Here is a 13,150-nt window from a genome sequence, read left to right on the forward strand (position 1 = left end):
TATATGCAAATCACTCTTTATTTCTACTTAAATTAAGGTTTAAATAACTTATTGTAAGTTTTCTTTTATCTTAATTTTCATCTCTTTATAAATCCCTGTTCCCACTGGGATCATACGCCCTAAAACAATATTTTCTTTTAAGTCTTCTAAATTATCAATTTTAGCGGCAATGCTTGCTTCGGTTAAGACTTTTGTTGTTTCTTGGAATGATGCTGCTGAAATTACCGAATCACTTCCAATAGCGGCTCTTGTGATTCCTAGCAAGACAGGTTCAGCAATAGCTGGAATACCTCCCATTTTAAGAATCCTCATATTTTCTTCTTTAAAATGTCGCTTACTTACCAAATCTCCCTCGATAAACTTCGTATTTCCACTATCATAGATTCGCACCTGTCGTAACATTTGAGAAACGATAATTTCAATATGCTTATCCGCAATGCTAACTCCTTGACGACGATAAACTTGTTGCACTTCACTAACAATATACTTATACAACTCTTTCTCACCGCCAATACGCAAAATATCTTGACTTGCAATCACGCCATCGGTAATAGCCTCTCCAGCATGGACGAACTCACCCTCATGGACAAGAATCTGCTTGGATTTATCAATAAGATATTCCGTAGCCCTACCATCATTAGCAGTAACAATAATTTTTTCTTTACCTCTAATGGGTTTTCCAAAGCTTACTACCCCATCAATCTCTGCTAAAATAGCTGGTTCTTTGGGTTTTCTTGCCTCAAAGAGTTCAGATACCCTTGGGAGACCCCCTGTGATGTCTTTAGATTTAACAAGTGCTTTAGGCGTTTTTGCTAGAATATCTGCCATTTCAACCTTAGCTCCATCCCTAACAAAAATAGCAGTCTTAGGATCAAGGGCATAGCGAATTAATCCTCCTGTATCCGTAGATAAGACTAAAGTTGGCTTATAAGTGCTTGAGATATACTCATTAACTACTAATCTCGTTTGACCCGTTAATTCATCAGTTTGCTCAGAAACCGTAAGTCCGGGTATAATATCCTCAAACTTAATCACTCCAGCTTCTTCGGAAATAATTGGATTAGAATAAGGATCCCAATCAGCAATCACAATATGCTCATCACTAATGGGCTTGGCAATAAGCATACCTTTACCCACCTTTTGGTTATCTTCTACTTCAATAATAGAATCTCTAGCGATATAATGTCTTGCCGCCTCTTGATCATATTCATCAGCAATCACTGCAAATAAACCTTTTTCAGTGATTTTCTCACCCTTTTTCAACGCTCTATAACGTTCTAAATGATCGCCTTGCAAATAATAATACTTCACAATACCTGATTCTTTGGCGTAAATCTTCTGCGTAATAGGCGCATTATCTTCTACCTTTAATTCACTAGCATAAGAGATTCGATTAGGGATATTCCAGCTATCTTTGATAATATCCACAATACTTCCCTCATCTCTTACATAATGTCCATTGGCATAAGGGATATAAAATTTTCCTTCTATTTTTCCAGTTACTCCAGCTAATTCATTGGGTTTTGCTACATCACTTTTTCTTAAAACAAATTTAGCAGTTTCACTCTTACCTATAACAGAGATAATAATTTCATCATGCACAACATCGATTTTTAACTCTCCTTCAAAAGGAGCTTTTATCTTTGGTTCTACGAGTAAAATCGCTGCATTTCTTCTATTAGAGACGATAATTTTACCCTCTCTATTCTTATAGGTTTTCACATTGTAATAGCGGATAAATCCCTCTTTATCAGCAATAACTTGACGCTCTTCTTGACTCCTACTAGCAGTTCCCCCGATATGGAATGTCCTAAGCGTTAATTGTGTTCCAGGCTCCCCGATAGATTGAGCAGCGACGACCCCTACTGCTTCACCTACTTTAGAGATTCTAGACTCTCCTAAGTTTAGCCCATAGCATTTCGCACACACACCCTTTTCTGCCTTGCAAGTAACAGGTGTGCGGATAATCACAGATTTAACACCTGCTTCTTTGACTTTTCTAGCCTTCTCCTCATCAATCATTACACCCTCGCTAATTAACACTTCATTAGTAATAGGATCTATAATGTTTTCGGCAATTATGCGTCCAAGGATTCTTTCTTCTAAGGGTTCTATTAACTCACTACCAACGGTAATATCTGTGATTTCAATCCCCTCATTGGTTCCGCAATCATCCATCACAACTTTAACATTTTGGCTAACATCAATAAGCTTTCTTGTGAGATACCCGGCATTAGCAGTTTTCAAAGCGGTATCAGCTAGACCTTTTCTCGCACCGTGTGTAGAGATGAAATACTCCAACACATTTAAGCCTTCTTTGAAGTTAGAAGTAATAGGTGTTTCAATAATCGTTCCATCAGGTTTTGCCATTAACCCCCTCATTGCCGAGAGTTGTCGTATCTGTCCAGCACTACCTCTAGCACCAGAATCTGCCATCATATAAATAGAATTAAATCCTGCTTTATCCTCTTCAATGAGCTTCATCATTTCATTGCCTAAGGCATTATTCGTATCGGTCCAAACATCAATAATTTTGTTATATCTTTCTTGCTCTGTTAATAAACCTGCACTAAATTGGGCTTGAATATCTTTTACTTTTTTCTTAGCACCCTCTACAACTTTATTTTTATTGCTTGGCACAATAATATCATCAGCTGAAATAGAGATTCCTGCTTTTGTGGCATATTTAAAGCCCAGATTCTTAAGATTATCTAAGAATCCTGCAGTAATCCCAACGCCACCTTCTTTATAAACATAATCAATCAAGGTAGCAATATCTTTTTTCTTTAAAACCTTATTCCATAAATGTGTAGGAACAAATTCTGGCAAAATAGATTTTAAAATCATTCTACCAATGGTGGTGTTAATAATTTTATCTCCTACTAATACACGCACTTTAGAGCCAATTTCTACCACATCATTTTCAAGTGCAACAAGAATTTGGTCAATATCAGAAAATAATTTATGCTCTCCTTTGGAATTATTTTTTTCTAAAGATAAATAATAAAGTCCTAAAACCATATCCTGACTAGGCACAGTTACAGCCTTACCGCTTGCAGGAAGCAAGATATTCATAGAACTAAGCATTAAAAGCTTACACTCTGTAATTGCTTCTTGTGATAAAGGCACATGCACCGCCATTTGGTCTCCATCAAAATCTGCATTAAATGCCGCACATACCAAAGGATGAAGTTGGATAGCTTTACCATCAATAAGCTTGGGGTGAAAGGCTTGGATAGACTGCTTATGCAAAGTGGGCGCACGATTTAACATAATAGGATAATTCGCAACAATTTCTTGCAAACATTCCCATACTTCATTGCTTTTTTGCTCAATCATCTTCTTAGCCTGTTTGAGTGTTGTAGCATACCCTTTCTCTTCTAGCTTCGCTAAAATATGTGGTCTAAAAAGCTCTAAAGCCATTCCTTTAGGCAATCCACACTCGTCCATTCGCAAGTTTGGTCCTACGACAATAACCGAACGTCCGGAGAAATCTACCCGCTTTCCTAAGAGATTCTGTCTAAATCTTCCTTGTTTTCCTTTAATAATTTCAGAGAGTGATTTTAATGGTCGCTTATTGGCTCCTTTGACAGCATTTGCATTTCTACCATTATCAAAGAGTGCATCAACAGCCTCTTGGAGCATTCTTTTTTCATTTCGAACAATAATCTCTGGCGCATCAAGCTCAATTAATCGCTTCAATCGTTGGTTACGATTAATAACACGACGATACAAGTCATTAACATCACTTACAGCAAATTTTCCTCCATCTAAGGCAACAAGCGGACGCAAATCAGGTGGAAGAACAGGCAAGACTGTAAGCATCATCCATTCAGGACGATTTTGCTCACCAGAAATCACAAAGCTCTCTACAATATTCAAACGTTTCACAATAGTTTTTTTCTTAGCTTCTGAATTAGTTGCTTTAATAGCTTCTTTTAATTCCCCAATTAAATCTACTAAATCAAGTCCTTCTAATAATTCCTTGACTGCTTCACCACCCATTTGTGCGACAAATCCTGTATGCTCGAATCTTTGCGAAAGACTTTGGTATTGCTCTTCATTTAGCACATCATATTTCGCGACAGGTTTTGTGCCTTCATTATCATAATAAGCTTCACCGGGTTGCTTAACAATATAGGCTTCATAATACAATACCCTCTCTAAGTCTTTCATCTTTACACCCAAAAGCGTTCCGATTCTACTAGGCAAGGAATTAACATACCAAATATGTGCCACAGGCGTTACAAGCTCAATATGCCCCATACGAGAGCGACGAACTTTAGAGCTTGTTACCTCAACTCCACATTTCTCACACACCACACCTTTATAACGCATTTTTTTATATTTTCCACAAAGACACTCATAATCTCGAACAGGTCCAAAGATTTTTGCACAAAACAAACCATCTCTCTCTGGCTTTAAAGTGCGGTAATTAATAGTCTCTGGTTTCTTAACCTCTCCATTACTCCAGCTTCTAATCTTCTCTGGACTTGCAAGGAGTAATTGAAAAGCATTGAAATCTCTAGGTCTATCCTCCTCTTTAATCGCAATGCTTTCATTGATCCCTTCTTTATTCTTAACAAAAACATTTACATCAAGTGCTAAACTCTGTAATTCTTTGGTTAAGACATAAAAAGTCTCTGGAATCTCTGATTCTTTAACAGCCTCCCCTCGTGTAATCGCCTTATAAGCCTTTACCCTTCCTTCGACATCATCAGATTTAATGGTTAGCATCTCTTTAAGCGTATGGGCTGCTCCATAGGCTTCTAATGCCCAAACCTCCATCTCTCCAAATCTCTGCCCACCAAAAAGTGCTTTACCACCTACGGGTTGTTGGGTAACAAGACTATAAGGACCTGTGCTTCTTGCATGGACTTTTTCATCCACAAGGTGATGAAGCTTTAACATATACATATAGCCCACATTCACGCGCTCTATCATTTTTTCACCGGTGCGTCCATCATAAAGCTCTGTTTTACCATCAGTATCAATCTTAGCAAGTTCAAAAAGTTTTTCAAATTCTTGTGCATTCACTCCTTCAAAAATTGGGGTAGCGAATTTTACTCCTTTACTCCAATCTCTCGCATAAGCAATTAACTCTTCATCACTTAAATCCTCTAAGAAAGTCTTAAAATTTTGCATATTGGAATTTTTTACAATTTCCTTTATTTTCTCTCTTAAAGCGGTAATCCACTTACTTTTTTCACTCTCAAAAACAGAAGCTATCTGCTCTCCTAATTGCTTCCCAACAAGCCCTAAATGCACCTCTAAAATCTGCCCAATATTCATACGACTTGGGACACCCAAAGGATTTAAAACAATTTCAACAGGGCGACCATCTTTAGTGTAGGGCATATCCATTTCTGGGACAATATTAGAAACAATCCCTTTGTTTCCGTGCCTACCTGCCATCTTATCCCCAACTTTAAGTTTGCGTTTAGTCGCTACATAAATTTTAACAAGCTTCACCACACCACTTGGTAAAATATCGTCTTTTTCAATGATAGAAAGCTTCTCTTCGTGTTCCTGACTAAGATTTTTCTTTTGCTCTAAGAAATTACTCTTAAGGGATTCGTATTTGCCTTGAATATCTTTAGAATAACTCTTAATCAAAGTAGCCATTGCAAAACGATTGACATTTTCCAATTCTTTTTTGGGAATTACACTCCCCTTTTTGTATTCTTTATCGGCAATCTTTGCATCACTTGCTAATTTTTCTTTTGACAAAATAGAGCTTATTCTTAGATTTTCCTCTCTATCAAGCATTAAGAGTTTATCGTGATGCTCTAAATCTAGTCGAGTTTTTTCTGCCTCATAAGCAGCAATTGCGCGTTTATCTTTATCATAACCTTTTTTGGTAAAAATCTTAACATCAATAACCGTTCCCTCTAAAGAAGGCGGACAATAAAGAGATTTATTCACCACATGACCTGCCTTTTCTCCAAAAATAGCGCGCAATAATCGCTCCTCTGGAGTTGGCTTCACCTCACCTTTGGGGGATACTTTACCAACTAGAATCATTCCTCCACTAACATAAGTCCCAATCCTTACGATACCACTCTCATCAAGATGCGATAATTCTTCTTCTCGAATATTTGGAATATCTCTTGTAATTTCCTCTACTCCGTGCTTTAGCTCTCGTGCTTCAATCTCTTTTTCATAAATATGAATAGAAGTAAAGGCATCATTGCAAATTAATTTTTCACTGACAACAATCGCATCTTCAAAGTTATACCCATTCCAAGGCATAAATGCCACGCGGATATTTTTCCCCAATGCCAACTCGCCTTGGTCCATATTAGGACCATCTGCGATAACATCTCCTGCTTTGATAACATCTCCTGCTTTGATAATTGGTTTTTGTGAAAAGCAAGTGTTTTGATTAGTTCTCAAATTCTTTTGTAAAGAATAATGATCAATAAAAGCCCCACTCTCGTCTTCGCCTAGGATATAGATATTCTTAGCATCAACCTTTTCTACAACACCATCGCGTCTTGCTTTAATGGCTTCCCAAGAGTCACGGGATACTATTTTTTCAATCCCTGTTCCTACTACTGGTGCTTCTGGAGCAAGTAAAGGCACGGCTTGACGTTGCATATTAGATCCCATCAAAGCTCTATTAGCATCATCGTGTTCTAAAAATGGAATCAAACTTGCTGCCACACCAACAACCATTCTAGGACTAAGATCAATCAAATCCACCTTAGAAGATTCCATTAGGATAATTTCACCATCTTTACGGACTTCTATAATATCCTCTTTAATACTACCATCACTTGCTAAGATAGTGCTTGCTGGAGCAATAACAGCACCTTCTTCTTGCGTAGCGGTTAAATACACGATTTCGTTTGTTACTTTTCGATTCACAACCTTGCGATAAGGAGCTTCAATAAAACCTAACTCATTAACCTTAGCATAAGTAGAGAGTGTATTAATCAAACCGATGTTTTGTCCCTCTGGGGTCTCAATAGGGCAGATTCTTCCATAATGTGTTGGATGCACATCACGAACCTCAAATCCTGCCCTTTCTTTTACCAAACCACCCTCTCCCAAAGCAGACAATCGTCGCTTATGAGTAACTTCAGAGAGAGGATTGGTTTGATCCATAAACTGCGAAAGTTGCCCGCCTGTGAAAAACTCCAAAATCGTGCCTGTTATCATTTTAGAATTCACTAAGTCGTGGGGCATAAGCTCTTCTAAACCACTACTAATAGTAGAAAGCTTATCACGAATGGCTTTTTGCATTTTCACTAATCCTGTGTGCAATTCATTCGCCAAAAGCTCACCAATAGCACGGATTCTACGATTTCCTAAATGATCCCTATCATCAATCCTTCCTTGTCCGTTTTTAACATGTATTAAATAACGCACTGTCTTAATAATATCTTCATAGGTTAAAACTGTTACATAATCTGGCACATTAATATCAAGCTTATGATTCATTTTCATACGCCCAACAGGTGTCAAATCATAACGTTCAGGGTCAAAAAATAACTGCTGAATGAATTGTTTAGCCACATCTTTAGTAACAGGTTCTCCTGGACGCATAACTTTATAAATACGAATCATCGCCAAATCATTTTCATTATCAATTTTTTCTGTTTGTTTAAGAAGCTTTAAGGATTCTGCATCAGCAATAAAAGAATTAATAATTGAGGCATCAACTCCAGATGCTAAGTCGTTGGCGATAACAAAACTATTAATATTCAACTCTTGGAGTTTTTTTAACTTGCTTTCATCAAGCAAAGTAAGTGCATCAAAAAGAATCTCTCCGCTCTCTTTGTCAAAAATAGGTTCTGCTAAATAACGATTCATTAAAATATCGTTAGGATATTCAATCATATTTAACTTTTCTTCTTGAAGAGATTTTACTTTTTTAGCGGTTAATCGCTTCCCTGCTGCAATAATTAATTTTCCCTTTAAATCCTTAATATCAAACTCTACGCGTCCCATAAATTCTTCTGGATTAAAAGGAATAAAATATTTCCCATTTTTGCTTTTAATTTCCAAAAGAGGATAAAACATTTTTAAAATATCTTGTTTAGAATAGCCTAAAGCTCTAAAAAGAATGGTTACAGGCACTTTTCTACGCTTATTAACGCGCACAAAAAGCGTATCTTTAGCATCATATTCAAAGTAAAGCCAAGAACCTCTATCAGGAATAATCTGCCCGGTATAAACAAGCTTATTAGATGCACTAGAAGATTCTTCTTCTTTAAAAATAACCCCGGGACTTCTATGCAACTGATTAACGACAACGCGCTCTACTCCATTAATAATAAAACTTGTTCGCTCTGTCATCAAAGGAATTTCTCGCACAAAAATACTTTGTTCTTTTATATCTTTAACACCAAGTTTCTCGCCTGTTTTCTCATCTCTCTCCCAAAGCACTAAACGAATTTTTATCTTTAAAGGAATTGAGTAAGTTAAACCTCTCTCCATAGCCTCTCTAACGGTATATCTTGGTTTGCCATATTCGCAACCTGCATACTCCAGACTAATTCTATTTTGGACATCGTGGATAGGAAAAATGGACTTGAAAACCTTTTCAATCCCAGATTCACCCCCATCGTGCGCCTTTAAAAAAGCATCATAACTATTTCTTTGCAATTGCAATAAATTAGGAACAGCGATGTTTTGGGGAATCTTTGTAAAATCAACTCTTAATCGGTTTCCGGATTTTAAACTTACTGGCATAATGATTACCTCTATGTATATAGAATTTTGGAAGAAAAATGTTATAAAAGGGAGCAAAGTCCCTAAAAACTATTTAATATCGACTTTTGCACCTGCTTCTTCGAATTTTGCCTTGATGGCATCTGCATCTTCTTTTTTGACGCCTTCTTTAACGGTGAATGGAGTATTTTCCACAGCATCTTTAGCTTCTTTTAGTCCAAGTCCTGTAACCTCTCTTACCACCTTGATAACATTAATTTTCTTATCTCCACTATTAGTTAAGATAATATCAAATTCTGTTTTTTCTTCTGTGGCTGCTCCACCACCTGCTGCCACAGCACCTGCTACAACAGTAGGAGCGGCAGAAACACCGAATTTCTCTTCAAATTCTTTTACAAGCTCTGCAAGCTCCATAACCGATAAATTTCCAATATATTCTAAAACCTCTTCTTTTGAAATTGCCATATCATTCTCCTAAAATTTAAATTATTCTACTTCTTTTTGTTTGCGTAAATTATCCAATCCTGTAACGAAATAACGAGCAGGAGCAGTCCAAACGGACAACAACATACCAATGAGTTCTTCTTTTGAAGGTAATTTAGATACTGCTTCAATATGTTTTGAATCAACAACAGAACCTTCAAAGTAACCAGATTTAATCACAAGTCTTCCATTAATAGAGCTAGAAAACTTACAAATTATTTTTGCAAGGGAAATTTGGTCTTCACTCCAAATAAAAATATTATTTTCTTTAAGCTCTAAACCTTCAATTTCAGCATTTTTTAACGCAATAGCTGCCAAAGTATTTTTAATAACTTGCACTTTTGCTTGAGATTCTCTAGCACTTGCTCTTAAAGTTTCAAGCTCTTTCACGCTCAAACCTTTATAATCACAAATAGCAATTGCATTGGAAGCTTTAAAATCTGCACTTAATTTTTCAATAAGGGTAGTTTTTTCTGCTTTTGTCACTTTCAACCTCCTTTCAGACGAAAGACTTATATAGGGTAAATTTTAAGCTAAAGCCCCTATGGTCATTAGTCTAAGATAAAAACAAGAATAAATTATTTCATATCCATTAACTCTTGAGAATCCAAAATAAGTGATGGACTCATTGTTAATGATAAAGCGGCACTTTTTATATATTTACCTTTGGCGGTAGCGGGTTTTTGCTTATTGATGCTTTTAACTAATGCAACAATATTTTCTTCTATTTTCTTAGAATCAAAACTTGCTTTTCCAACAGGTGCGTGAATAATACCTTTTTTATCAACTCGATAATTAACTTGACCACTTTTTGCATTACTAACAGCTTTGCTAATATCCATAGTAACGGTTCCGGTTTTTGGGTTTGGCATTAAACCTTTTGGTCCTAAAATCCTACCTACCTTTCCCACTAGAGCCATCATATCAGGAGTTGCAATCACCATATCAAAGTTTAAATCTCCACCTTTAATTTGTTCTGCTAAATCTTCATCTCCTACGACATCCGCACCCGCACTTTTTGCTTCATCTGCTTTTGCTCCTTTTGCAAATACTGCAACACGAACACTTTTGCCTGTTCCATTTGGCAAAACAACAGCACCGCGAATCATTTGGTCAGCGTGTCTAGGATCTACACCCAAACTTAATGCAATCTCAACGGTTTCATCAAACTTAGCCGATACTAAATCTTTCACTTTTGCAGAAGCGGTTGTAATATCGTATATCTTTTTACAATCTACTTTATTAAGTAAATTTTGCATTCTTTTTGTTAATTTTTTCGCCATTTTTTATACTCCAACGCGTCTTTTTAATCTACAACTTCAATACCCATACTTCTAGCACTTCCTTCGATAATCTTAATAGCTGCCTCTTGGGAAGTAGCATTTAAATCATCCATTTTTGTTTTAGCAATCTCTAGAATTTGAGCTTTTGTTAATTTACCCACCTTATTTTTCAAAGGATTATCAGAACCTTTTTGAATACCTGCTACTTTTTTAATCAAATCCGTAACTGGAGGTTTTTTGGTAATAAATGTAAAACTTTTGTCTTGATAAACTGTAATAATGACAGGGATATTAAAATCTCCCATATCCTTTGTCTTTTCATTAAATGCTTTACAAAATTCCATAATATTAACGCCTCTCTGTCCTAATGCTGGACCAACAGGAGGTGATGGATTAGCTTTTCCAGCAGGAATTTGAAGCTTAAGCTCACCAATAATTTTTTTTGCCATAACTTATCCTTGTCTTTAATGATTAAACAATTTTTTCCACTTGCGAATAAAGTATTTCAATAGGAGTGCTTCGACCAAAAATTGAAACATTTAATTTTAATTTTCTATGCTCCATATCATATTCTTCTACAATTCCTGTAAAATTTGCAAAAGGACCTTCAATAATCCTTACGACTTCACCTGATTCGAAAATAATCTTTGGTTTAGGTGCTGCACGATTTTTTACTTTTTCAATAATATGACTAATATCTGCCTCACTCAATGGTGTTGGTTTTTTTGCTTCTCCAATAAAACGGCTGACTTTAGGTAATGATTGAATAGTATGCCATAAAGCTGTATCAAGATCTACGCGTATGAAAACATATCCCGGATAAAGACTGCGCTCACTAATCTTTTTTTTATTATTTTTAACTTCTATAATGTCTTCTGTTGGCACAACAATATCTGTTAATCTTTCTTGAAGATGATGTTCTTTCACAAGATTTTCAATCCCACGTTTCACAGCTTGTTCGCTACCAAAATATGTTTGAATCGCATACCAATACAATGCCATTAATCAATCCTAATTTATAAAATACTAGAAACAACACTACCAAGAATGAAATCTACCAATGCTAAGAACAAAGAAACTATCGTAACAACGACTAAAACAGAGATAAAAGCATTTCTTACCTGCTCTTTTGTAGGAAAAATTACCTTAGATAATTCCTCTTTAGACACTCTATAATAAGTAATTAGTTTTTTCATAGTCTTGCTGTCTCTCTTTATTCCAAAATGGCAGGCCAGGAGGGACTCGAACCCCCAACATTCGGTTTTGGAGACCGACGCTCTACCATTGGAGCTACTGACCTATAACAAAGCTAGAGAATCCCTCTCTAACTTTTGAGCTTTATTTCTTTATGGATTGTATGTTTATTCAATCTCGGGCAGAATTTCTTTAGCTCCAGTTTTTCCGTCTGTGTTTTTGCATTTTTTATGGTGCTATAATTAATGTCTCCACACTCAGAACACTTAAGTCCAATTTTTACACGATTACCTTTAGCCATTATCTAACCTATTCAATAATCTTTGTAACAACACCAGCACCAACTGTTCTACCACCTTCACGGATTGCAAAGCGAGTTCCCTCTTCTAACGCAATAGGGTTAATAAGCTCTACAGTGATTTTAATATTATCACCGGGCATTACCATCTCAACACCACTTGGCAATGTAATAGAACCTGTAATATCTGTAGTTCGGACATAAAATTGTGGGCGGTATCCATTGAAGAATGGAGTATGTCTTCCACCTTCATCTTTTGAAAGAACATAAATTTCACCTTCAAATTTTTTATGCGGAGTGATGGAAGCAGGCTTACAAAGAACCATACCTCTTTCTACTTCTTCTTTTTTGGTTCCTCTTAAAAGAACTCCAACATTATCTCCAGCTTCACCAGCATCAAGCTCTTTTCTAAACATTTCAACACCTGTTACGGTAGTCTTTTGGGTTGGACGAATACCTACAATTTCAATTTCATCACCGACTTTTACAACCCCTCTTTCGATTCTTCCTGTAACAACAGTTCCACGACCAGCGATTGAAAAAACATCTTCAATGGGCATTAAGAAAGTCTTGTCAGTTTCACGCGCAGGAGTAGGAATATACTCATCAACAGCATCCATAAGTTTCATAACTTTCTCGCTCCACTCACCTAAAGTGCCTGATTTTGCCTCTTCTAAAGCTTTAAGAGCAGAACCTGCGATAATTGGAGTATCATCACCGGGGAATTCATAGCTTGATAATAGCTCTCTAATCTCCATTTCAACCAATTCTAGCAATTCTTGATCATCTACCATATCTTGCTTATTCATAAAAACAACGATATAAGGAACACCAACTTGTCGAGACAATAGAATATGCTCTCTGGTTTGTGGCATAGGACCATCTGCAGCAGAAACAACCAAAATCGCTCCATCCATTTGTGCAGCACCTGTGATCATATTTTTTACATAATCAGCGTGTCCGGGACAATCCACATGCGCATAATGTCTTTTTTCGGTTTCATACTCAATATGTGAAGTCGCAATAGTAATACCGCGCTCTTTCTCTTCTGGGGCATTGTCGATATTATCATAGTCTTTCATCTCTGCAAGACCCTTTGTGGATAGAACAGCAGAAATTGCAGCACTTAAAGTTGTTTTACCATGATCAACATGCCCAATGGTTCCAATATTTACATGGGGTTTATTCTTGACATATTTCTCTTTTGCCATAG

The 13,150-nt window shown here is 36.5% G+C and carries 9 protein-coding genes and 1 tRNA gene; all 10 read right to left on the minus strand.

Annotated elements, in window-relative coordinates; all coding sequences use genetic code 11:
- Positions 1-48 precede the first annotated feature (48 nt).
- Complete coding sequence (locus tag C6H18_RS01515) at positions 49-8,700, minus strand: DNA-directed RNA polymerase subunit beta/beta' (RefSeq protein WP_199770098.1); 8,652 nt, start codon at positions 8,698-8,700, stop codon at positions 49-51.
- Positions 8,701-8,769: 69 nt separating this feature from the next.
- The gene (rplL, locus tag C6H18_RS01520; protein ID WP_104721352.1) at positions 8,770-9,144 is read right to left on the minus strand and encodes a 50S ribosomal protein L7/L12; all 375 of its coding nucleotides are present in this window, start codon (positions 9,142-9,144) and stop codon (positions 8,770-8,772) included.
- Between the two features lie 21 nt (positions 9,145-9,165).
- A complete protein-coding gene (gene rplJ, locus C6H18_RS01525; protein WP_104721353.1) occupies positions 9,166-9,648 on the minus strand; it encodes a 50S ribosomal protein L10 in 483 nt (160 codons plus the stop codon).
- Positions 9,649-9,740: 92 nt separating this feature from the next.
- Positions 9,741-10,445 carry a 50S ribosomal protein L1 gene (gene rplA, locus C6H18_RS01530; protein ID WP_104721354.1) on the minus strand — a complete coding sequence of 235 codons (705 nt, stop codon included), beginning with the start codon at positions 10,443-10,445 and terminating at the stop codon, positions 9,741-9,743.
- Positions 10,446-10,468: 23 nt separating this feature from the next.
- The gene (gene rplK, locus C6H18_RS01535) at positions 10,469-10,894 is read right to left on the minus strand and encodes a 50S ribosomal protein L11 (protein WP_104721355.1); all 426 of its coding nucleotides are present in this window, start codon (positions 10,892-10,894) and stop codon (positions 10,469-10,471) included.
- Positions 10,895-10,916: 22 nt separating this feature from the next.
- On the minus strand, positions 10,917-11,441 hold the full coding sequence (gene nusG, locus C6H18_RS01540) for a transcription termination/antitermination protein NusG (RefSeq protein WP_199770102.1): 525 nt from the start codon (positions 11,439-11,441) through the stop codon (positions 10,917-10,919).
- A gap of 20 nt (positions 11,442-11,461) precedes the next feature.
- Complete coding sequence (gene secE / locus C6H18_RS01545; protein WP_104721357.1) at positions 11,462-11,641, minus strand: preprotein translocase subunit SecE; 180 nt, start codon at positions 11,639-11,641, stop codon at positions 11,462-11,464.
- A gap of 28 nt (positions 11,642-11,669) precedes the next feature.
- A tRNA-Trp gene (locus tag C6H18_RS01550) sits at positions 11,670-11,745 on the minus strand.
- A 24-nt stretch (positions 11,746-11,769) separates the two neighbouring features.
- Complete coding sequence (gene rpmG, locus C6H18_RS01555) at positions 11,770-11,940, minus strand: 50S ribosomal protein L33 (RefSeq protein ID WP_104721358.1); 171 nt, start codon at positions 11,938-11,940, stop codon at positions 11,770-11,772.
- A gap of 8 nt (positions 11,941-11,948) precedes the next feature.
- Positions 11,949-13,148, minus strand: a complete 1,200-nt coding sequence (gene tuf / locus C6H18_RS01560) for an elongation factor Tu (RefSeq protein WP_104721359.1) — start codon at positions 13,146-13,148, stop codon at positions 11,949-11,951.
- Between the last annotated feature and the right edge of the window lie 2 nt (positions 13,149-13,150).

Origin of the sequence: Helicobacter mesocricetorum (assembly GCF_900198605.1) — a bacterium.
In the GTDB taxonomy this organism is placed as follows: Bacteria; Campylobacterota; Campylobacteria; order Campylobacterales; family Helicobacteraceae; genus Helicobacter_D; species Helicobacter_D mesocricetorum.